The sequence below is a fragment of the Mycolicibacillus trivialis genome (genome assembly GCF_002102395.1).
In the GTDB taxonomy this organism is placed as follows: Bacteria; Actinomycetota; Actinomycetes; order Mycobacteriales; family Mycobacteriaceae; genus Mycobacterium; species Mycobacterium triviale.
This window is the reverse complement of record NZ_LQPZ01000037.1, coordinates 52706-73446: the sequence shown is the minus strand read 5'-3', so window position 1 is coordinate 73446 and position 20741 is coordinate 52706. Positions and strand designations below refer to the sequence as shown.

The 20741-nt window shown below is 72.7% G+C and carries 20 protein-coding genes; 9 read left to right on the top strand and 11 right to left on the bottom strand.

Annotated elements, in window-relative coordinates:
• Nucleotides 1-87: 87 nt before the first annotated feature.
• Nucleotides 88-360 carry a mycoredoxin gene (locus tag AWC30_RS13635; protein WP_085110763.1) on the top strand — a complete coding sequence of 91 codons (273 nt, stop codon included), beginning with the start codon at nt 88-90 and terminating at the stop codon, nt 358-360.
• On the opposite strand, the gene AWC30_RS13630 is transcribed toward AWC30_RS13635, so the two are convergent.
• The gene (locus AWC30_RS13630; protein WP_085110762.1) at nt 357-1424 is read right to left on the bottom strand and encodes a potassium channel family protein; all 1068 of its coding nucleotides are present in this window, start codon (nt 1422-1424) and stop codon (nt 357-359) included. The genes AWC30_RS13635 and AWC30_RS13630 overlap by 4 nt on opposite strands.
• A gap of 14 nt (nt 1425-1438) precedes the next feature.
• Here AWC30_RS13630 and AWC30_RS13625 point away from each other — a divergent pair, with 14 nt between their 5' ends.
• A complete protein-coding gene (locus AWC30_RS13625; RefSeq protein ID WP_085110761.1) occupies nt 1439-1834 on the top strand; it encodes a DoxX family protein in 396 nt (131 codons plus the stop codon).
• Here AWC30_RS13625 and AWC30_RS13620 read toward each other — a convergent pair.
• From AWC30_RS13620 to AWC30_RS13605, 4 genes are all read right to left on the bottom strand, one after another.
• Nucleotides 1800-4973, bottom strand: a complete 3174-nt coding sequence (locus tag AWC30_RS13620) for an ATP-dependent helicase (protein ID WP_420093273.1) — start codon at nt 4971-4973, stop codon at nt 1800-1802. The two genes, AWC30_RS13625 and AWC30_RS13620, sit on opposite strands and share 35 nt — an antisense overlap.
• On the bottom strand, nt 4865-8107 hold the full coding sequence (locus AWC30_RS13615) for an ATP-dependent helicase (protein ID WP_420093272.1): 3243 nt from the start codon (nt 8105-8107) through the stop codon (nt 4865-4867). The genes AWC30_RS13620 and AWC30_RS13615 overlap by 109 nt, the downstream gene beginning before the upstream one ends.
• A gap of 59 nt (nt 8108-8166) precedes the next feature.
• Nucleotides 8167-8520, bottom strand: a complete 354-nt coding sequence (locus AWC30_RS13610) for a J domain-containing protein (protein ID WP_234808084.1) — start codon at nt 8518-8520, stop codon at nt 8167-8169.
• A 288-nt stretch (nt 8521-8808) separates the two neighbouring features.
• A complete protein-coding gene (locus AWC30_RS13605) occupies nt 8809-9231 on the bottom strand; it encodes an Hsp20/alpha crystallin family protein (RefSeq protein ID WP_272937751.1) in 423 nt (140 codons plus the stop codon).
• A 117-nt stretch (nt 9232-9348) separates the two neighbouring features.
• On the opposite strand from AWC30_RS13605, the gene AWC30_RS13600 reads away from it, so the two are divergent.
• The 3 genes from AWC30_RS13600 to AWC30_RS13590 are packed head-to-tail and all read left to right on the top strand — an operon-like array spanning nt 9349 to nt 10830.
• Nucleotides 9349-9714, top strand: a complete 366-nt coding sequence (locus AWC30_RS13600; protein WP_109562067.1) for a MerR family transcriptional regulator — start codon at nt 9349-9351, stop codon at nt 9712-9714.
• 22 nt (nt 9715-9736) lie between these two features.
• Nucleotides 9737-10522 (top strand): alpha/beta fold hydrolase, encoded by a 786-nt coding sequence (locus tag AWC30_RS13595; protein ID WP_085110773.1) that lies wholly within the window; start codon nt 9737-9739, stop codon nt 10520-10522.
• A 2-nt stretch (nt 10523-10524) separates the two neighbouring features.
• Nucleotides 10525-10830: an MGMT family protein gene (locus tag AWC30_RS13590; protein WP_085110757.1), complete on the top strand. Its 306-nt coding sequence runs from the start codon at nt 10525-10527 to the stop codon at nt 10828-10830.
• 4 nt (nt 10831-10834) lie between these two features.
• On the opposite strand, the gene AWC30_RS13585 is transcribed toward AWC30_RS13590, so the two are convergent.
• The 3 genes from AWC30_RS13585 to AWC30_RS13575 all read right to left on the bottom strand — a co-directional run bounded on the left by AWC30_RS13585 (nt 10835) and on the right by AWC30_RS13575 (nt 14060).
• The gene (locus tag AWC30_RS13585; RefSeq protein ID WP_085110756.1) at nt 10835-11689 is read right to left on the bottom strand and encodes a TIGR02569 family protein; all 855 of its coding nucleotides are present in this window, start codon (nt 11687-11689) and stop codon (nt 10835-10837) included.
• Between the two features lie 35 nt (nt 11690-11724).
• Nucleotides 11725-12915 carry an adenylyltransferase/sulfurtransferase MoeZ gene (gene moeZ, locus AWC30_RS13580; protein ID WP_085110755.1) on the bottom strand — a complete coding sequence of 397 codons (1191 nt, stop codon included), beginning with the start codon at nt 12913-12915 and terminating at the stop codon, nt 11725-11727.
• A 107-nt stretch (nt 12916-13022) separates the two neighbouring features.
• Nucleotides 13023-14060, bottom strand: coding sequence for a DUF3152 domain-containing protein (locus AWC30_RS13575; protein WP_085110754.1), 1038 nt, complete (start codon nt 14058-14060; stop codon nt 13023-13025).
• Between the two features lie 164 nt (nt 14061-14224).
• Here AWC30_RS13575 and AWC30_RS13570 point away from each other — a divergent pair, with 164 nt between their 5' ends.
• Nucleotides 14225-14872, top strand: a complete 648-nt coding sequence (locus AWC30_RS13570; RefSeq protein WP_085110772.1) for an HTH-type transcriptional activator FasR — start codon at nt 14225-14227, stop codon at nt 14870-14872.
• Between the two features lie 28 nt (nt 14873-14900).
• Here AWC30_RS13570 and AWC30_RS13565 read toward each other — a convergent pair whose 3' ends face one another.
• Entirely contained in the window at nt 14901-15161 is a 261-nt protein-coding gene (locus tag AWC30_RS13565) for a DUF3107 domain-containing protein (RefSeq protein WP_085110753.1), read from the bottom strand.
• Nucleotides 15162-15338: 177 nt separating this feature from the next.
• Between AWC30_RS13565 and AWC30_RS13560 the strand changes: the two genes are divergently transcribed.
• Complete coding sequence (locus tag AWC30_RS13560; protein WP_109562066.1) at nt 15339-16190, top strand: hypothetical protein; 852 nt, start codon at nt 15339-15341, stop codon at nt 16188-16190.
• A 5-nt stretch (nt 16191-16195) separates the two neighbouring features.
• Here AWC30_RS13560 and AWC30_RS13555 read toward each other — a convergent pair whose 3' ends face one another.
• Complete coding sequence (locus AWC30_RS13555) at nt 16196-16891, bottom strand: ferritin-like fold-containing protein (protein WP_085110771.1); 696 nt, start codon at nt 16889-16891, stop codon at nt 16196-16198.
• Nucleotides 16892-17161: 270 nt separating this feature from the next.
• On the opposite strand from AWC30_RS13555, the gene AWC30_RS13550 reads away from it, so the two are divergent.
• Complete coding sequence (locus tag AWC30_RS13550; RefSeq protein ID WP_085110752.1) at nt 17162-18697, top strand: DEAD/DEAH box helicase; 1536 nt, start codon at nt 17162-17164, stop codon at nt 18695-18697.
• A 15-nt stretch (nt 18698-18712) separates the two neighbouring features.
• Nucleotides 18713-19927: an Rv3212 family protein gene (locus AWC30_RS13545; protein WP_085110751.1), complete on the top strand. Its 1215-nt coding sequence runs from the start codon at nt 18713-18715 to the stop codon at nt 19925-19927.
• A gap of 11 nt (nt 19928-19938) precedes the next feature.
• On the opposite strand, the gene AWC30_RS13540 is transcribed toward AWC30_RS13545, so the two are convergent.
• The gene (locus AWC30_RS13540) at nt 19939-20739 is read right to left on the bottom strand and encodes a ParA family protein (RefSeq protein ID WP_085110750.1); all 801 of its coding nucleotides are present in this window, start codon (nt 20737-20739) and stop codon (nt 19939-19941) included.
• Nucleotides 20740-20741 lie beyond the last annotated feature (2 nt).

The window sequence follows — 20741 nt, the reverse complement described above, 5'->3', positions numbered from 1 at the left end:
GCCGGCGGCTCGGTGATCAGCCTCCCGCTCAAGAACCAAGATCCCCGTTAGGACACGCTGATCGGTTCCCATTAGGTTGGGAGACCTATGAGCACCAGCAAAAGCGCCGGCAGCGACTCGTTCACCCTCTACTCCACGCCGTGGTGCCCGTTCTGTCTGCGGCTCAAGGCCATGCTGAAGGCGGCCGGTATCGGCTACACGGAGATCAACATCGAGAAGGACCCGGAAGCCGCCGAGTTCGTCGGGTCGGTCAACGACGGCAACCACACGGTGCCGACGCTGCGGTTCTCCGACGGGTCGACGCTGACCAACCCGAGTGTCGGCGAGGTGAAGCAGAAGCTGGCCGAGTTGGCCGGCTAGTTCACCGCGGTGCGCACGTAGAGCAGCCGGTCCCCGGCCTCGACCGTGTCGACCTCGGGGGCGTCGATGCGCAGCAGGTTGCCCTCGCGCACCACTCCGAGCACGATGTCGCGCAGGTGGCGAGCCGAGCCGCCGACCTCGGTCTGCTCCACCTCGCGTTCGGCGATGGTCAGCCCGGTGTCGGGGCTGAGCAGGTTCTCGATCATCTCCACCACCCGCGGGGTGGAGGTGGCGATCCCCAACAGCCGTCCGGCGGTCTCCGAGGACACCACCACCGAGTCGGCGCCGGACTGCTGCAGCAGGTGCTGGTTCTCGGCCTCCCGGATGGAGGCGACGATCTTGGCGTCCGGGGCGATCTCGCGGGCGGTGAGGGTGACCAGCGCGGCGGTGTCGTCGCGGTTGGTCGCGACGATGATCGCCGCGGCGTGCTGGGCGCCGGCCAGCCGCAGCACGTCGGCCTTGGTGGCGTCGCCGAGTTGGGTGACCAGCCCGGCGTTCTCGGCGTGCTTGAGCGCCGCCTCGTCGGTGTCGACGACGACGATGCTGCTGGTCGGCACGTCGTCGCCCACCATCGCGACGACCGCGGTCTTGCCCTTGGTGCCGTAGCCGACGACAATGGTGTGGTTGCGCACTTTTTTCCTCCAACGCTGGATCTTCAACGCCTGGCGGGAACGTTCGGCCAGCACCTCCACGGTGGTGCCGACCAGCACCACCAGGAACGCGACCCGCAGCGGGGTGATCAGAAAGATATTGGTCAGCCGGGCGAATTCGGTGACCGGGGTGACGTCGCCGTAGCCGGTGGTGGTCAGCGACACGGTGGCGAAGTAGACGCAGTCCAGCAGCGTCATCGGCTCCCCGCGGACGTCGGTGTAGCCGTCGCGGGTGAGGTAGACGATGACCACCGCGGCGAGCATCGCCCCCAGCGCGATCACGATGCGGCGCATGATCGCGCGGGTCGGCGAGTCGCTCTCCGGGATCCGCAGCACGCCGACCAGCGCGTAGTCGGGTTTGGCGGTCAAACGCTCGTCGAGGCCGCCCAGCCGGCGCAACTTCCCTCTGGCCACCGCACAATGTAACCATGACCACCGCACTTCCGGACCCGAAGCGCGCCGCCGCCCGGTCCGCCGCGCACCGCCTCGCCGCCCTGCTGCTGGGCATGGGCACCCTGCATTTCCTGGCGCCGAAGCCGTTCGACGGCATCGTTCCCACCGAACTGCCCGGCAGCCCGCGGGCTTACACCTACGCCTCGGGAGTCGCCGAACTGGCCGCCGGTGGGCTGCTGACGGTCCCGCGCACCCGGCGGCTGGGAGCGCTGGCCGCGCTGGCGGTGTTCCTCGGCGTCTTCCCCGGCAACCTGAACATGGTGCGGGTGATGTGGGACCGGCCGTGGCCGGTGCGGGCCGGACTGCTCGCGCGACTGCCGCTGCAGATCCCGCTGATCACCGAGGCACTGAAGGTTCGCCGGCACGGGTGAGCGCGATCAACTCATCGCGGGTGGGAAGCACCTCCGGGGCCACGGTGATGTTGCCACGCACATAGTGGAATGCGGTGCGCACCAAGGGCTCCGGTAATCCGGATAGCTCAGCCCAGGCCGACCGGTAGACACCGAGCTGGACCGCCGCCGCCTGCGCGGCCGACTGACCCGCCGGTGGCGCGCCGGTCTTCCAGTCGACCACGGTGACCCCGCCGTCCGGGTCGGCGAACACCGCGTCGAGCCGCCCGCGGACCACGGTGTCGCCGAGCACCATCTCGAAGGGCACCTCCACCGCGACCGGGGTGCGCTGCGCCCACACCGAGTTGCGGAACTCCGCCTGCAGGGCCTCCAGGCCCGCGGTGTCGTCGACGGCGGTGTCGGCGGCGCCGGGCAGGTCGGCGAGGTCGAAAAGCCTTTCCGCGCCGTAGAATCGCTGCACCCAGTCGTGGAATGCGGTGCCGCGCAGTGCATGCGGGTCCGGCCGGGCCGGCAGCCGGTACGGCAGCCGGCGCGCGGCGTCCGGGTCGGCGGCGATCTCCACCAACCTGCTCACCGACAGTTGCCCGGTGTCCGCCGGCGCCGGTCGGGTCGTCGCCAGGGCGCGTTCGGCCAACAGGGCGTCGACTTCCGCGGCCTCGACCGCCGCTCCGGCCGGGCCCGGCACGGCTGTGCCGCCCGGGCCGCCGGTGTCGGGGTCCTCGGCGAGTGCGGCGGCGACCAGCGCGGCACCCCGGTCGACGTCGGCGCGCCGCTCCCCCAGCGGATCCACCGGCCACACCGCCTCGACGGCCCCGTCGCACAGCGGGTTGGGTTCTCCGGCTGGCGGTTCCGGCGCCCACTGGTCGACGGTGACCGCGCCGGGCAGGTCGTCGGTGGAGTCGATCAGGTCTTTGATCTCGGTGAGGAACTCCGCCGGGCCGCGCGGGCTGCGGCCGGTCTCGGCCCAGTGGTGGCCGGACAGCAGCAGGGTGTCCTCGGCCCGGGTGACCGCCACGTACAGCAGCCGGCGTTCCTCGTCGCTGCGCCGCTGGGCGAGTTGGCGGCGGTGCCCGTCGATGACATCGGAGAGTTGCTTGCGGTGGGTGACGCCGTCGGTGTCGAGCACCGGGACGCCGTGGGCGCTCAGCGAGGCCCGGTCCCCGCGCAGCAGGGGCGGCAGATCACCGGGATCGGTGAGCCAGGTGCTCGCCGAGGCGGTGGACGGGAAGACCCCCGACACCAGGTGCGGCACCGCCACCACCTGCCATTCCAACCCCTTGGCGGCGTGCACGGTGAGCACCTGGACCCGGTGGGCGGCCGCGGCGGCCGGTTCGGCCGGCGCGAGCCCGTTCTCGGCCACCACGGCAGCGTCGAGGTAACCGAGCAGGCCGGCGACGGTGCCGGTGCGCGGCCCGGTGTGCTCGGCGTAGCGGGCCACCACGTCGGCGAACGCGTCGAGTTGTTCGGTGCCGCCACCGGTGCCCGGCGGTTGGGCGGCGCGGACCTCGGTGTCGCTGCCGAGCCCCCGCCGCAACTCGGCGACGACGTCGGGCAGCGGGTGGTGCAACTGGGCGCGCAGAACGGTCAGTTCCTCGGCCAGTGCCAGCAGCCTTCGATAGCCGGCCGCCGAATAGTCGGTCGCCGGGCCGGGGTCGGTGACGGCGTCGGCCAGGCAGGCGGTATCGGTGTCGGGTCCGGCCGCGGCGGCGATCTGGGCCGGATCGGCGGTGTGGGCGGGCGGGTCGGCCAGCCTGCGGGCACGACGCCACAGGGCGGCCAGGTCGGCGGCGCCGAGTCGCCAGCGCGCCCCGGTGAGCACCCGCAGCGCGGCCGATCCGGCGGTCGGGTCGGCGACCAGCCGCAGCATCGCCACCAGGTCGGCGACCTCGGGGATCGTCAGCAACCCGGCCAGGCCGGCCACCTCGGCGGGGACGCCGCGGGCGCGCAGCGCATCGGCCATCGGTGCGGCGTCGGCGTTGCGCCGCACCAGCACCGCAGCGGTCGGCGGGTCCTCCCCGGCCTGGCGGGCCCCCGCGTAGCGGCGCTGCAGTTGTTCGGCCACCCAGTCCCGTTCAGCGATGACGTCGTCCAGCAGCGCGACGGTGACGGTGCCCGGGGCGGCGTGCGGGGCGGGCCGCAGTTCGTGCACCTCGACCGAGCGTTCCCGGGCCTGCGCCGACACCGCGTTGGCCACCGCGAGGGTGGCCGGCGGGTTGCGCCAGCTGGTGCGCAGTTCGCGGGTGGGTGCCGGGCTCCCGTCGGGCAGCGGGAAGTCGGTGGTGAACCGGGGCAGGTTGGTGGCCGACGCGCCGCGCCAGCCGTAGATCGACTGGATCGGGTCGCCGACCGCGGTCAGCGCCAGCGCGCCGTCTGCGCCGCCGCCGAACAGCGCCGACAGCGCGACCCGCTGGGCGTGGCCGGTGTCCTGGTATTCGTCGAGCAGCACCACCCGGTAGGTGCGGCGCAGTTCGCCGCCGATCTGCGGGAACCGTTCGGCCAGCCGCGCGGCGGTGGCCATCTGGGTGCCGAAGTCCATCACCGCCTCGGCGCGCATCCGCCGGTGTACGGCGTCGATCAGCGGCACCAGGTCGCTGCGTTCGTTCTGGGCCGCCAGCAGGCCGCGCAGTTGCTGGTTGGGTTCGGCGCGCTGGCGCGGCCCGGGCGGCAGCGTGTGGATGAGCTGCTCCAGCTCGCGGTGGGTGTCGCGCAGGCCGGCGGTGTCGACCAGGTGTTCGGCCAGCTGGTCGCAGAGCCGCAGCACCAGCCGGGTGACCGTTTCCGGGGTGCGGCGGGTGGGCAGCTCGCCGGGGTGGCCGGTGACGACGTCGTAGGCCAGCTGCCAGCGTTCGGTCTCGCCGAGCAGCCGGGTGTGCGGCTCCACCCCGAGCAGCAGGCCGTGCTCGCGCAGCAGCTGCCCGGCGAAGGCGTGGTAGGTGGCGACCGTGGGACTGCCGGTCGGGTCGGGGTCGTCGAGCAGGCCGGCGGCGGCCAGCGCGGCCAGCCGCGAGCGCACCCGCCGCAACAGCTGTCCGGCGGCCTTGCGGGTGAACGTCAACCCCAGGACCTCGGCGGGGTGCGCGTGGCCGTTGGCCACCAGCCACACCACCCGGGCGGCCATGGTCTCGGTCTTGCCGGCGCCGGCACCCGCGATGACCACCAGCGGTCCGGGCGGGGCGGCGATGACGGCGGCCTGCTCGTCGGTGGGCCGGTGCAGGCCGAGCGGATCGGGCAGTGTGCGCAGCCGTCGTTGACCCGGGCGGTGAACCGCGGGCCTGCGGTGTCGGCTGCTGCGGCGCGGATCCGGGCGCGCCAGGCGGCCTCGGTGTCGGGGGTCAGCGGAGCCTGGTCGCGTTCGCAGGCACTGCCGTCGGCGGTGGCTTTGGCCGGGTAGACCAGCCGGGCCCCGCCGGGTTCGCCGTCGGGTTCGACCAGGCCGGCCGCGGCGGCCAGCTGGTAGGCGGCGAGCTGGGCGTGGCGTTGGGCGGCGTCCCTGGTGACCGGGGTGCGACCGGTCTTTACGTCGACGATCACCAGCCGGCCAGCCTGGTCGCGTTCCACCCGGTCGACCCGGCCCCGCAGCCGCACACCCGGGCCGTCGTCACCGGCGGGCTCGACCAGCCCGTCGACGTCGCGCTCCACCGCGACCTCGGTGAGCTCCGCTCGGGTGGCGGCCCGCCACTGCAGGAACGTGGAGACCATCTCACGGTGGCGGGCGAGCTCGTTGGCGGCTTGCCAGCGGGCCGGGAACGGCAGCGCCTCCCACACCCGGTCGAGTTCGGCGAGCAACGCGGTCTCGGTGCGCCCGGGCTCCGCGATCAGTGCGTGCACCAGCGAGCCGACGGTCGTGGTCAGCGGGACGGGGTCGCGGCCGCCGTGCTGTTCGGCCAGCCAGCGCAGCGGGCAGTCGGTGAGGGTGCCCAGCGACGACGGCGAGACGGTGACGAAGTGCTCACCGGGCGGGTGCAGCGGCGCATCGGTGCTCGGCGGGCTCATCCCGGCCCAGCCGGCCGGGTCGGCGCCGGGGACGCCGGCGCGGGCCAGCCGGGCCAGCTGGTGGGCGGCGCTCCGCCGGTCGGTCTCGGCGACCGCGTCGGGCGGGGCGCAGACCACCGCCCGCAGCCGGCCGACCACGCCGGCCGCGGAGAGCACCCGCGGGGCGGTGACCGGGGGCGCGGCGTCGGTGTCTGCGTCGGTGTCTTCGCCGGCCAGTTCGGCGAAGAACGGCGAGGGCAGCTGGGAGTCGGCGTCGCCGCCCGGGGCGGCTTCCCCGTCGACGGCGGTGATCACCAGCCGGTGGCGGGCCCGGCCCAGCGCCGCGACCAGCAGCCGGCGTTCCTCGGCGAGCATCAGCGCCCGCACCGACGCCTGTTCGGGGAGGCCGTCGAGGACGTCGAGCAGGCGTTGGGTCGCCAGCACCCCGCCGCGTGGCACGGTGTTGGGCCACAGCCCGTCCTGCAGACCGGCGATGACCACCAGGTCCCACTCGTGGCCCAGGGCGGCGTGCACGCTGAGCACCCGGACCGCGGCGACCGCGGAGTCCGGGCCGGTGACCGGCGGCAGCTGCAACGCGGCGACGTGGGCGAGCAGGCCGCGCACCGAGGCACCGCCGGTGCGGGCGACGTAGTGGTCGACGACGTCGAACAGGGCGTTGACCGCATCGAGGTCGCGGCCGGCGTGCAGCGCGGCCGTCCCGCCGCGGTCCAGTGCGGTCAGCCACCGGCGCTGCAGGCCCGACGCCGCCCAGGCCTGCCACAGCGCGAGGCGCGGATCACCGTCGGCGTGCCGGCGGGCCGCGTCGAGGGTGGCCGCCACCCGCCGGACCGGGCGGGCCAGGACCGCTGCGAGCCCGTCCGGGGGGCCGGCGGTCAGCGCTTCGACCAGCAGTTCGGGGAAGCCGCGGGCCGGTTCGGCGTCGGCACGGCGCAGCGCGCGGCGCAGCGAGCGCAGCGTCACCGGGTCCACCCGGCCGATCGGTCCGGTGAGCAGGGCCAGGGCGGTGTCCCCGTCGAGCCCGTCGACCGTGGCGGTGAGCACGGTCAGCAGTGCGGCGACGGCGGGTTGGTCGGCGAGTGGGCCGGGCGGTGGCGGCAGTTCCACCGGCACGCCGGCACCGCTGAGCGCCCTGGCGAGCGGGGCGGCCGAGCGCGGCACCGACCGCACGATGACGGCCATCTGCGACCAGGGCACTCCGTCGAGCAGGTGGGCGCGGCGCAGCGTGTCGGCGATCAGCGCGGCCTCGGCGTGCGGGGAGGCCGCGACCCGCGCGGTGACCGTGCCCGGTGTTGCGCCACCGCCGGTGATGCGCCGGGCCGGGCCGGCGCCGGGCAGCCGGCCGGCGACCGCGCTGACGGCGTCGGCCACCGCGGGGGCGCAGCGGTGGGAGTCGGTCAGGTGCACCGCAGGCGTGTCGTCGCCGAGCAGTGCGGCCGGATCGGCCCCGCGGAAGCCGTAGACCGCCTGGTTGGGGTCACCGGCGAGCAGGGTGGTCTGCGCTCCGGCGGCCAGCACCCGCACCAGCCGGGCGGCCTGCGGGTCCAGTTGTTGGGCGTCGTCAACCAGCAGCACGCCGATGCGGGCCCGTTCGGCGGCCAGCAGCTCGTCGTCGGCGGCCAGGGCCGCCAGCGCGGCGCCGACCAGTTCGGCGGCGCCCAGGGTCGGGGCGGTGGCCTGGGGTGCGGCGGTGCCCACCGCGGCGCGCAGCCGCATCACCTGCTCGTACTGCCGGGCGAAGCGGCCCGCGGCGCTCCACTCCGGGCGGTGGTGGTCGCGGCCGAGCCGGTGCAGTGCCGCCGCGTCCACACCCCGTTCGGCGCAGCGAGCCAGCAGGTCGGCGAGTTCGTCGGCGAAACCGAGGGTGGGCAGGGCGGGCAGCAGTTCGGCCGGCCAGCCGCCGGCGTGGTCCTCGAGGTCCCCGGCGAGCAGCTCGGCGATGATGCCGTGTTGCTCGGCGCTGGTAACCAGGCGCGGCGGCGGGTCACCCGCCCGCTGGGCGGCCTGGGCGAGCACCGCGAAGGCGTAGCCGTGCACGGTGCGCACCAGTGGTTCGGCGATCACCGTGGCTCCGCCCGCCGAAAGCAGGCGGCGGGTCAAGGCGTTGCGTGCGACCGCGGGCATCGGACCCGCCCCGGTCAGCAGCAGCACCGAGCCGGGGGGAACGCCGGCGCCGATGTGGGCGGCCGCCGCGTCGACCAGCAGGGTGGTCTTGCCGGTTCCCGGCCCGCCGAGCACCCGCAGCACGCCCCGGCGGTCGGGGTCGAGGGCTGCGGCCGCCTGCTCGGGCCAGCGAGGGGTCATGTCGGCATGACACCACACCGGGCCGACAGCAGTAGGGCCGGCGGCGGTCGGGGTGGTGGTCAGCGTCGACGCTGCCAGTGGACCGGCCCGGCACGTAGCCAGGACGGATCGGAGTGCAGCGGCGGTGGGGGCGCGGGTGAGGGTCGGCGTGACCGGGTGCTGTGGTCGTGTCGGGCGCGTCGGGCCGGGTCGCGCAGGATCGCGTAAGCAGTGAGGATTTTGCGCAGCCGCTCGTCCGCCCGAGAGTTCTCGGTGCCGTCGGTGGCGGGGCCCCGCAGGTCAGGGTGGTGCCGGCGCAGTTGGTCGCGATAGGCGCGGGTGATCTCCGCCGGCGAAGCGCTCGGTGGGACGCCCAGTTCGACATACGGGTCGAAGTACGGGTCGAATCCGGTCGGCCGGTCACCGGTCGCCACGTGCCACCTCGCTTTCGGCCTGGTTGGCACGGCCGCGGGTGGACGCGGCGGTTGACCGCGTCCACCCGGGTGATGAGCCCGCGCGGCCCGTGCTGTCCGGCGCCACATCACGTGGCGGTGCGCCCGGCCGTATCGGTCGCCGGCGCCTGTCACGGTCGCAATTCCCGGAACGGCGCGGGGTCATCACGCACTGTCGGAACCGTGCTGGTAGTCGGGTGGCCTCACCTCCTGTCCTCACGTTCGTCGTCGTACTGCGGCCACCGGGGCGGTGACCGCTGCCTGCACCGGTCAGGCGTTGATCGGCTGCCGATCGCCGTCATGGCTGATCGTGATCCGTCGAGGCTTGGCCCGCTCGGCGACCGGAATCGTAAGGCGCAGGACGCCGTCGCGGTAGCTCGCTTCGATCCGTTCGGTGTCGAGATTCTCGCCGAGGAACAGCTGTCTGCTGAACACCCCGCGTGGGCGTTCGGCGGACACCATCTCGCGGTCGGCGTCCAGTTCGGGCCGTTCGGCTCGCACCGTCAGGACGTTGCGCTCGACATCGAGATCGATCGAGTCCGCTTGCACGCCCGGAAGATCGAACTCGACGATGAACTGGTCATCGGCGCGCCAGGCGTCCATCGGCATCACTGCCGGACGGGCGGCGGTGCCGAATGCCCGCTGGGTGAGACGGTCCAGGTCACGAAACGGATCTGTGCGCATCAACATCATGTTCCACCTCCAGTGAATATCATTTTTCTATGTCGTTACGCATAGATTTGTAATAACACGTATATTAGCTTTACGCAAGTGACAGCACGAGGTTTCCGGCGAGAGGCGGGCGATCCGGTGGTCGACGGTCCCACACCGCGCTCCGCTCGGGGCGTGTACGGCATCTCGGTGGCCTCCGAGCTCTCCGGGATCGCCCAGCAAACCCTGCGCCTCTACGAACGGTGGGGCCTGCTGACCCCCGACCGCACCGAGGGCGGCACCCGCCGCTACAGCGACGACGATCTCGATCGTGTCCGGCGGATCAGCGAACTGGTCGACCAGGGCGTCAACCTGGCCGGGGTCGGCCAAATCTTGGATCTCGAACACCGCAACACCCAACTGGACGCCGACAACACCAAGCTGCGCTCGGACAATGCCAGGCTGCGCGAAGCCCGGTCGAGTACCGACACCGTTCGCACGCCGACCCGCCGCCGCCGGAACTGACCGGTGCGGCAGCATGACACGGGTGACCGATGTCTTGCACGCACACCGTTTCGGCCCACCCGGCCCGGCCCGGGTGCTGGCCCTGCACGGCCTGACCGGCCACGGCGGGCGCTGGCGGGCGCTGGCCGAGAGCCGACTCGCCGACGTCGCCGTCCTCGCCCCGGATCTGATCGGGCACGGTCACTCCTCCTGGGATGCGCCGTGGACCATCGACGCCAACGTGGCCGCGCTGGCCGCCCTCACCGAGCGGGAGGCGACGGGCCCGGTCGTGGTCGTGGGCCACTCGTTCGGCGGCGCGATCGCGTTGGCGTTGGCGGCGGCTCGGCCCGATCTGGTGGCGTCGCTGGTGCTGCTCGATCCGGCGGCCGGGCTCGACGGCGCCTGGATGCGCCGGATCGCCGAAGCGACGTGGGCCTCTCCGGACTACCCCGACGCGGCGGAGGCCCGCGCCGAGAAGGCGCACGGTGCGTGGGCCGACGTCGACCCGGCGCTGTTGGACGCCGAACTCGACGACCACCTGGTCGTCCTGCCCGGCGGCCGCCGCAGCTGGCGGATGAGCCTGCCCGCCACGATGTCCTACTGGAGTGAACTGGCCCGCGACGTCGTCTGGCCGGCCGCGGGCATCCCGACCACCCTGGTGCGCGCCACCGCCACCGACCCGCCCTACGTCGGCACCGAACTCATCGACGGTCTGGCCCGGCGGCTCGGCGCCGAGTTCGAGTTGGTGGACCTGGACTGCCTGCACATGGTCGCCCAGGCCCGTCCCGCGGAGGTGGCCGCGCTGATCCGGGCGCGGCTGCCGAGCTGACGATGGCCGCGATCACCGAGGCGCAGGTCGAGGCGGTCCGGGCGCTGGTCGCGGCGATCCCGGCCGGGCGGGTCGCCACCTACGGCGACGTCGCCGTGGCGGCCGGGGTGACCAACCCGCGCATCGTCGGCTGGATCCTGCGGGTCGACGGCGCCGATCTGCCCTGGCACCGGGTGATCCGCGCGTCCGGGCGACCGGCGCCGCACCTGCGGACCGAGCAACTGGCGCGGTTGCGCGCCGAAGGGGTGCGCGCCGAGGCAGACCGGGTCGACCTCGCCGCCATGCGGCACCGGTTCCCGCCGGGTTGAGCCGCTACAGCATCAACCGCACCAGCGCGGCGGTCCGCGCCAGCCCCGGGAACGCCTCGGCGGTGGAGCGCGGATGCAGGGCGTGGACGGCCAGCCGGAAGATCAACGCACGCAGCAGCATCTGCGGCCATTCCGGCAGCGCCTCCCAGCGCTCGATGAGCCCGTCGTCGGCCTCCCCCCACGACAGGGCGTCGACGACCACCACACCGGCGGCCCACGACGGCGGCCGCCAGTACGGGGTGATGTCGGTGATGCCGGGGGCAGCGCTGCCGGCGAACAACACCGTCCCGTAGAGGTCGCCGTGGACCAGTTGGGCGGCACTGCGGGTCGGCCGGCGCAGCCCGGCCAGCTGGTTGATCAGCTCGACGGAGCGCTGCCCGTCGGCGGAGCCGGGCGCGACCTGGGCGCCGGGCGGCAGCGCCTGCAGCGGACGTTCCTCCCACGCGGCCCGGTCGGCCACGCTGAACACGTCGACCTCGCTCCACGGCAGCGTCGGCGCCTGGGTGAGGAACCGGGGCCGCTCGAGTTTGCTGGTGGCCTCGTGTAGCCGGATCCCGGTGGAGACCACCTCGTCGTGCCGCGGCTCGGGGACGCCGGCCACGAACGTGTCCGCGCGCCAGCCGGCGACCACGTAGCGGCCGTCGGACGAGCGGACCGGACGGGCGAGGCGCACCCCGTCGACGAAGAGGGTCTCACGCACCCGGGCTGACCATGCGGCCCGCGCGTTGTCGGCAACCAGCGACAACACCACCTCACCGCAGCGCCAGCCGCCTTCCCAGCTGACACCGAGCGGCTCCGGCCGCTCATCGCTCAGCCCGAATGCCACCAGCACGTGTTCAGGGGGCGGCTCCGGGGTCACACGGTCAGCCTAACCGTGCCCCGGCCGGGAACCGGTCAGTACATGACCATGTCGGGTTCGATTTGCTTGGCCCACGCCACGATGCCGCCCTGCAGGTGCAGGGCGTCGGCGAAACCGGCGTTCTTGATGGTGGCCAGCGCCTCCGCCGAGCGCACCCCGGTCTTGCAGTACAGCACCGGAGTGCGGTCCTGCGGCAGCTTGGCCAGCCCGTCGCCGGTGTTCAGGGTGGACTGCGGGATCAGCTGCGCGCCGTCGATGTGGTTGATGTCCCACTCCACCGGTTCGCGCACGTCGATCAGCGCCACCGTGCCCGATTCCAGCATCTCGCGCAGTTCGCGGGGGGTGACGGTGGCGTCCGCGGTGGCGCTGGCCGCCTCGTCGGACACCATCCCGCAGAACGCCTCGTAGTCGATGAGTTCGGTGATCTTCGGGGTGGTCGGGTCCTTGCGGACCTTGACGGTGCGGTAGCTCATCTCCAGGGCGTCATAGACCATCAGCCGGCCCAGCAGCGGCTCGCCGATCCCGGTGATCAGCTTGACCGCCTCGGTGCCCATCACCGAGCCGACCGAGGCGCACAGGATGCCCAGCACGCCGCCCTCGGCGCAGGACGGCACCATCCCCGGCGGCGGCGGCTCGGGATACAGGTCGCGGTAGTTCAGGCCGCGTTTCTCGCCGTCCGGGCCGTCGGGGGCGTCCTCCCAGAACACCGAGATCTGGCCCTCGAACCGGTAGATCGAGCCCCACACATACGGCTTGCCCGCCAGCACCGCGGCGTCGTTGACCAGGTAGCGGGTGGCGAAGTTGTCGGTGCCGTCCAGGATCAGGTCGTAACCGGCGAACAACTCGACGGCGTTGTCGGTGGTGAGCTGCTGGTTGTGGGTCTGGACGGTCACCAGCGGGTTGATCGCGGCGATCGAGTCGCGCGCGCTGTCGACCTTGGGCCTGCCGATGTCGGCCACCCCGTGGATGACCTGGCGCTGCAGGTTGGATTCGTCGACGACGTCGAAGTCGATCACCCCGAGGGTGCCGACGCCTGCGGCGGCCAGGTACAGCAGGGTCGGGGCGCCCAACCCACCGGCGCCGATCACCAGCACCCGGGCGTTCTTCAGCCGCTTCTGCCCGTCCACCCCCACATCGGGGATGATCAGGTGGCGGCTGTAGCGGGCGACCTCGTCGCGGGTCAGGTCCGCGGCCGGCTCAACCAGCGGCGGCAGCGATGTCGACACCGGATATCTCCTCGATTCGCTCGTTCGGGTCCACGCTGATCATCGCAGCAGTTCATCTCTACAACGTCGCCCCGGCCCGGAACCTTCCTGCCCGGCGATCACCGGGGTCAGGCGATCGGGTACGGCCAGGGGTTGAACCGGCAGGTCTTGCCGTCCGGGTGCACCGAGTCCGGGTCGAACAGGGCGGCGTCGTCGTTGGCGGTGGAGAACGTCTGCTGCATCATGATCGGCGCCAGCGCGTCCTGCTTCTCGCAGGGCTCGTGGCGTTCGTAGCCGATGGCGTGGCCCACCTCGTGGTTGATCAGGTACTGCCGGTAGGAGCCGTTGTCGCCCTGGAACGACATCGCGCCGCGCTCCCAGCGGGCCGCGTTGATGAACACCCGCGACTCCCGGTCGGCGCCATAGGCCGGGTTGTAGCAGGACGCCTCCAGTTCGATCTCGTAGCCGCAGCCCTCCCGCACCGTCATCGGCGAGGTCAGCGACACCCGGAAGTCGGGTTCGACGCCGCTGGCCGCGTCGACGCGGGTGAACCCGAACTGGGTGTTGTGGATCCAGCTCTTGGGATTACTCAGCGTCTTGTCGACCATGGTGGCGAACGCGATGTCGCCACCGAAGGCGGCGGTGTCGATGCCGTCCTCCACCTCGATGCTGTAGGTGAAGGTCTTGCCCAGCCCCTGCCCGATCGGTCCCATCACGCCCGGCACCATGTGCCAGGTCTTGTCCCCTGCGACGGTGTAGGGGCCGCCGACCGGCAGCTTCCCGGTCGGCAGGTTGGCGTCGAACTGGGTCAGCCCGCGTGGCGGGGCGCCGATGATCTCGGTGCCCGACGACCCGATCGTCGGCGGGCCCTGCACCGGTTCCTCGATGTCCGAGCGCGGGGCGCTGGTGCCGGTGACGGTCTGATAGAGCACCACCGCGGTCAGCGCGATGAGGGCCGGCAACGCGTAGGCCCGCCAGCCGTAGGTCGACACGAACCGGCCCAGCCAGGTCTGTTTGCGCCAGTGGCGACGGTCCCGCGTGGCTCGGGGCCGGCCGGACCCGCCCGCCAGCGGGTCGCGCTGGGCACGCAACGGCTCCCGCCATTGATCGTGGAGCACCGGCACCTGACCGGCGCTGCCCACGTGCCGCACCGGTTCGTAGGTCACTGCTCCAGAATGACACAACCAGCCGCAACCTGGGATTCTCGGCGCGCCCGACGGTGCGACGCGATACCCGCGGCGGGGTGCGCGCCGGGCTGCGGGCGCGGGCCCAGAGTAGTGTCAAGGCGGTGACGGCGGCGGCTGGCCGCGGAACCCAGATTGAGGACCAGATGAGCGATCTTGCCAAAGCCGAGCGTAGCGGCTCACGCGGAACGCACCGGCGCGGAAACCGGCTGCCCCGCGATGAGCGCCGCAGCCAGTTACTTGTCGCTGCGAGCGAGGTTTTCGTCTTCCGCGGCTACCACGCCGCCGGGATGGATGAGATCGCCGACCGTGCCGGTGTCAGCAAACCCGTTCTCTACCAGCATTTCTCGTCGAAGTTGGAGTTGTACCTGGCGGTACTGCACCGCCATGTGGACAACCTGGTCTCCGGGGTACGTCAAGCGCTGCGCACCACCACCGACAACCAGCAGCGACTGCGGGCCGCGGTGGGGGCGTTCTTCGACTTCATCGAGCATGACGGCCAGGGCTATCGGCTGATCTTCGAAAACGACTACATCAGCGAACCGCAGGTCGCCGCGCAGGTGCGGGTGGCCACCGAATCGTGCATCGACGCCATCTTCGACCTGATCAGCGCCGACTCCGGACTCGACCCGCATCGGGCCCGGATGATCGCGGTGGGTCTGGTGGCGATCAGCGTGGACTGCGCACGGTACTGGCTGTCCAACGCCCGGCCGATCTCCAAGGAGGACGCGGTGGAGGGCACCGTGCAGTTCGCCTGGGGTGGGCTCTCGCACGTGCCGCTGACCCGGTCCTGACGGCGGATCCTCGGGACGCGCGGGGCGCTCAGCTGGTTTTCGCGCTCTTGACCGTCGCGGTGCCGCCGATGCCGAAGCCGACCCGGGGCGCGTCGGCGGTGCCGATCTCGAGGTAGGCGATCTTGGCGGCGAGCACCACGAAACGCCGGCCCTTCTCGTCGGCGAAGGTCACCACCTCGGAGCCGTCGCGTAGGGCCGTGGTGAGCGCCCCCTCGACTTCCTCGGGTGTCTGCGTGCTGGTGAAAACCAGCTCCCGCGGGCTGTCGGTGATCCCGATCTTGACCTCCACGCCGGCCCCTTTCGTTGGTTGACGTCCCCCACTGAGCAGGTTAGAGCAGGTTAGTCGAGCGCCGCGGGCGGGCCGGGGCGCACCTGCCGGAAAACAGCCCCCAACTGCGGTAACGGTTCGCTAACGGGCCAGCGCGTCGGCACCGAACGGCGGGCGGGCACCGATACCGTCGGCGCTGTGACCGACTTGGACTCCCGTCAGCGCGACCGCGGCCCGTACACCGGCCGTCGCGGCGGTGTCGATGGGGCCCGGCGCGACCACCGCAATCATCCCGGGTATCGGGGCTATCAGCCCGACCGCGAACCGCCGGCGTCCTACCGGGGGTACGGCGCGGAGTACGGCGGGCGGGGCTACCAGGACCACGGGGATTACCGGGACTACCAGGACGACTACCAGGACGACTACCAGGATTACGAGGACTACCCGGACGACGGGTACGCCGACTACCCCGACGGCGGCCGGTGGCGGCCGGTGGCCATCACCGCGGGGCTGGTGCTGGCGGCCGCGCTGGTCGCCACCGCGGTGATTCTGCAAAGCGGCGGCAACGGTGGCACCGCGGGCACGGTGTCGGCGACCCCGCCTCGCACCGTGATCGCCACCCCGCCGCCCGCTCCCCCACCGAGCGCGTCGCTGCCACCGGAGACGGTCACCACCGTCACCCCGAGCGCACCGGCCACGACGACGACGGCGCCCTCGCCCAGCCCCTCGGCGGCGACGCCGGTGCCGCCGCCGACCAGCGCCGTCCCGCCCGCGGTGCAGCAGCGCACCGTCACCTACACCGTGACCGGGAACAAATCGCTGCTGGACCTGGTGACCATCGTCTACACCGACGAGCAGGGCTTTCCGCGCACCGACCTGGACGCGGCGCTGCCGTGGTCGCGGCGGGTGGTGCTCAACCCCGGCGTGACGGTCACCTCGGTGACCGCCACCAGCCTGCACTCCCAGCTCAACTGTGCGATCACCGACGGCACCGGTCAGCTGCTCCGGCAGACCGCCACCAACTCGATGATCGCCACCTGCACCCGCTGAACGGGTCAGGCCAGGCCGAGTTCGCGCATCCGCTCGTCGTGGGACTGCTGCAACCGGTCGAAGAACACGGTCAGCTCGCCCAGCCCGCCGGTGCCGGCCACCACCAGGTCGACCATCTCCTCGCGGTCGGCGAGGACGTGCTGGGCCTGGGTGATCGCCTCGCCGAGCAGCCGGCGCGACCACAGCGCCAGCCGGCTGCGTTGTTTGGCGCTGGCGGTCACCGCCGCCCGCACCTCGGCGACGACGAACTGGGAGTGCCGGGTCTCGGAGAGCACCTCGCGGACCACACCGGCGACCTCCTCGGGCAGCACATCGGCGATCTGGCGGTAGAAATCGGCGGCCAGCGCATCGCCGAGGTAGGTCTTGACCAACGCCTCCAGCCAGGTGCTCGGCATCGTCAACCGGTGATAGGCGTCCAGGGTGGCCGCGTGCTCGGTCATCGCGGGCAGCACCTCGACCCCGCGGCGCTCCAGGGTGTCGCGCAGCAGTTCGTAGTGGCGCATCTCCGCGGCCGCCATGCTGCCCATCGACACCCGACCCCGCAGGTCGGGGGCCATCCGCGCCTCCTCGGTGAGCCGGTAGAACGCCGCCACCTCGCCGTAGGCCAGCAGGGCGAGCAGCTCGTCGATGCCGGGGTGATCGGCGGGTAGTCGCGTCGCGGCCGCCACGGTCACCTCGTCGGAAGGCGGAATCGGGGTCATCGTGACCACTCTAAAGCGTCCCGCGCCGCCCTACGATCGCCCCGCGCGGCCGCCCGGTCCGGGCCGCCGCGCCGACCAGCTATGATGGGGGGCGGTAACGGTACGCCATGCCGATGCCACAGGAAATGTGCGTGCACTTGTTGGCCCGTCCGGCCCGGTGGGAGGCCCACTCCGCGGCCCCGCGAATCGGCGACATATCCGGCAGTCTGGACTCGTGCGCGCTCGACGATATGAACCGCGATCGCGACCTCGAAAGGCTGTTGCCCCCGCATGACCCCTATCACCACCCATCCCGAACACACCTTCGCCGACCTCGGCGTCCGCGACGAGATCGTGCGCGCGCTGGCCGACCGCGGCATCGAGCGCCCGTTCGCCATCCAGGAGCTGACCCTGCCGCTGGCGTTGAGCGGTGACGACCTGATCGGTCAGGCCCGCACCGGGATGGGCAAGACGTTCGCGTTCGGCGTGCCGCTGCTGCACCGCATCTGCACCGACACCACCCGCCCGCTCACCGGCACCCCACGCGCCCTCATCGTGGTGCCCACCCGCGAGCTTTGCCTGCAGGTCTACGACGACCTGGCCGGCGCGGCCCGCTACCTCAGCACCGAGGCCAACCCGGGCGAGGACGGCGCCATCCGGCCGCTGTCGGTGGTGTCGATCTACGGCGGACGGCCCTACGAGCCCCAGATCGAGGCGCTGCAGGCCGGTGTCGACGTCGTGGTCGGCACCCCCGGGCGGCTGCTCGACCTGGCCCAGCAGGGCTACCTGCAGCTCGGCGGGCTGTCGGTGCTGGTGCTCGACGAGGCCGACGAGATGCTCGACCTGGGCTTCCTGCCCGACATCGAGCGCATCCTGGCCCAGATCCCCGACCAGCGGCAGGCGATGCTGTTCTCGGCGACCATGCCGGACCCGATCGTCACGCTGGCCCGCAGCTTCATGAACCAGCCCACCCACATCCGCGCCGAGGCGCCGCACTCCTCGGCGGTGCACGACGCCACCGAGCAGTTCGTCTACCGCGCGCACGCACTGGACAAGGTGGAACTGGTCAGCCGGGTGCTGCAGGCCCGTGGGCGCGGCGCCACGATGATCTTCACCCGCACCAAGCGCACCGCCCAGAAGGTCGCCGACGACCTCGCCGAGCGGGGCTTCAAGGTCGGCGCGGTGCACGGTGACCTCGGGCAGGGGGCGCGCGAGACCGCGCTCAGCGCGTTCCGCTCCGGGGAGAACGACGTGCTGGTCGCCACCGACGTCGCCGCCCGCGGCATCGACATCGACGACGTCACCCACGTCATCAACTACCAGTGCCCCGACGACGAGAAGACCTACGTGCACCGGATCGGTCGCACCGGCCGGGCCGGTAAGACCGGCGTCGCGGTCACCCTGGTGGACTGGGACGAACTGGCCCGCTGGTCGATGATCAACAAGGAACTGGACCTGGACTGCCCCGATCCGGCGGAGACCTACTCCAGCTCGCCGCACCTGTACACCGAACTCGACATCCCCGACGACATCACCGGCCGGGTGGGCAAGCCGCGCCGGTCACCGGGCCGCCGTCCCGAGCGCGGCGGCGCCGACCGGACGCAGGGCGAGCGTGGTGCGCGGCCGCGCACCCGGTCGCGGCGGCGCACCCGCGGCGGGAAACCGGTGAGCGACAACGGGGCGGCCCCGGCGGGAACACCGACCGCCCCCGACGCGGCCTCCGGTGAGGGCCCGACGGCGGGGGCGTCCGGCGAGGCCCCGCGCAAACGCCGTCGGCGCCGCCGGCCGCGCAGCACCGCGGACAGCGCCGCGACCGGCACCAGCTGACCCGCGCCGACCCCGATGGTTCGACCGGAGCGCCGCAGCACCGCCGACCTGATCGCCGCCGCGGCCATCGTCGTGGTGCTCGCGATCGCGGCCACCGTGATCTGGTGGGTCAGCGATGCCCGGCACACCGTCAGCCGCCCGGCCGCCGAACCGGCCGCCAGCCGCCCGTCGGCCATCGCGCTGCCCACCGCGGTCCACGAGCTGTGGAGCACGCCCAGCCCGGCCACCACCCGCCCGGTGCTGGTCGGCGGCGTCGTCGTCACCGGCGAGGGGTCGACGATGAGCGGACGCGACCCGCGCACCGGCGCCGAATTGTGGAGCTACCGCCGCCGCGGCGAATTGTGCGGGGTCAGTTGGGTGTACAAGTACGCGCTGGCGGTCTACCCGGATCGCCGCGGGTGCGGACAGGTCAGCGCCATCGACGGCGCCACCGGGCAGCGCGGACCGACCCGCAGCAGCTACGCCGACGAGCAGGTCCGGCTGACCGCCGACGGCACGATCGTGCTCGCCCTCGGGTCGACCCGGCTGGAGATGTGGCGCTCCGATCTGGTCCGCATGCTGTCCTACGGCGAGCTCGACGCGCCGGTCAAGCCGTCCGCGCGGCGGTTGGACAGCGGCTGCACGCTGCTCTCCGCGGCGGCCGGCCCGTCAGCGGTCTCGGTGCTGGAGAGCTGCCGCGACCAGCCCGGACTCCAGCTCAGGCTGTTGCGGCCGGGCAAGGACGAGGACGAACCCGAGCAGCGCGACGTGCCGCTGCCGACCCTGGCGGCCGATTCGGGCGCCCGGGTGGTGGCCGTCGCCGACACCACCACCGCGGTGTACCTGCCGACCCCCGCGCCGCACGTGGACATCATCGACGAGACCGGGACGACGGTGTCCAGCACGGCGCTGGCCGCGCCGCCGACGGCGTTCGCGGTGTCCAAGCCGGGCGACGTGATCAGCTGGTGGACCGGGGACGCGGTGCTGGTTTTCGACCCGGCCGACCTGTCCTACCGCTACACCGTCGGCGCCCGCGACGGCGCGGGACCGCTGGGGCCGGCCGCGCTGATGGCCAACCGGATGCTGATCCCGGTCACCGGCGGCGTCGCGGTGTACAACCCGGCCACCGGCGAGTACGAGCGCACGATCGCGGTGGACCGCCCGGCCGACGTCACCGCGGTCTATCCGGCCGTCTCCGGCGCCCTGATCCTCGAGCAGCGCGGACCGACGCTGGTGGCGCTCGGCGAATAGCGCCGGTGCGGTCAGGCCTCGGGGGTGAAGGTCGGCATGGCCTTGCCGGTCTTCCAGTGCTTGACCAGCGATTCGGCCAGCTCACGGTAGGCCTCCGCGCCCTTGTTCTTGCGCGCCGAGAGCACCGAGGCGCCCGAGGCGCTGGCCTCCGCGAAACGCACCGTGCGCGGAATCGGGGGCGCCAGCACCGCCAGGCCGTACCGGTCGGCGATGTCGAGCAGCACGTCGCGGCTGTGGGTGGTGCGCGAGTCGTAGAGGGTGGGCAGCGCGCCGAGCAGGGTCAGTTCCGGGTTGGTGATCTGCTGCACGTCGGTGACGGTCCGCAGCAGTTGGCCGACACCGCGGTGGGCCAGGGTCTCGCACTGCAGCGGCACGATGACCCCGTCGGCGGCGGTAAGCCCGTTGAGGGTCAGCACGCCCAGCGACGGCGGGCAGTCGATGAGCACCACGTCGAACCGGTCGGCGAGCTTGGCCAGCGCCCGTTTGAGCGCGTATTCGCGTCCGGCACGCATCAGCAGCATCGCCTCCGCGCCGGCCAGGTCGATGTTGGCCGGCAGCAACGTCATCCCCTCGGCGGTCTCGACCAGTGTCGCGTCCGGTTCGACGTCGCCGAGCAGCACTTCGTGCACCGAGGCGGGCAGGGAATCCGGGTCGGTGCCCAGCGAGAACGTCAGACAGCCCTGCGGGTCCAAGTCGACGAGCAGCACCCGCGATCCGGCATCGGCGAGCGCCGCGCCGAGCGAGGCGACCGTGGTCGTCTTGGCCACCCCGCCCTTCTGGTTGGCCACCGCCAGCACCCGCATCTGTGTCACAC

What these genes read in the sequence shown, in the direction of transcription:
- AWC30_RS13635 (WP_085110763.1), top strand. Translation starts at nt 88, where the DNA reads ATGAGCACCAGCAAAAGCGCCGGCAGCGACTCGTTCACCCTCTACTCC.
- AWC30_RS13625 (WP_085110761.1), top strand. Translation starts at nt 1,439, where the DNA reads ATGACCACCGCACTTCCGGACCCGAAGCGCGCCGCCGCCCGGTCCGCC.
- AWC30_RS13615 (WP_420093272.1), bottom strand. Translation starts at nt 8,107, where the DNA reads ATGACCCCTCGCTGGCCCGAGCAGGCGGCCGCAGCCCTCGACCCCGAC.
- AWC30_RS13605 (WP_272937751.1), bottom strand. Translation starts at nt 9,231, where the DNA reads ATGATGTTGATGCGCACAGATCCGTTTCGTGACCTGGACCGTCTCACC.
- AWC30_RS13590 (WP_085110757.1), top strand. Translation starts at nt 10,525, where the DNA reads ATGGCCGCGATCACCGAGGCGCAGGTCGAGGCGGTCCGGGCGCTGGTC.
- AWC30_RS13570 (WP_085110772.1), top strand. Translation starts at nt 14,225, where the DNA reads ATGAGCGATCTTGCCAAAGCCGAGCGTAGCGGCTCACGCGGAACGCAC.
- AWC30_RS13555 (WP_085110771.1), bottom strand. Translation starts at nt 16,891, where the DNA reads ATGACCCCGATTCCGCCTTCCGACGAGGTGACCGTGGCGGCCGCGACG.
- AWC30_RS13550 (WP_085110752.1), top strand. Translation starts at nt 17,162, where the DNA reads ATGACCCCTATCACCACCCATCCCGAACACACCTTCGCCGACCTCGGC.
- AWC30_RS13545 (WP_085110751.1), top strand. Translation starts at nt 18,713, where the DNA reads ATGGTTCGACCGGAGCGCCGCAGCACCGCCGACCTGATCGCCGCCGCG.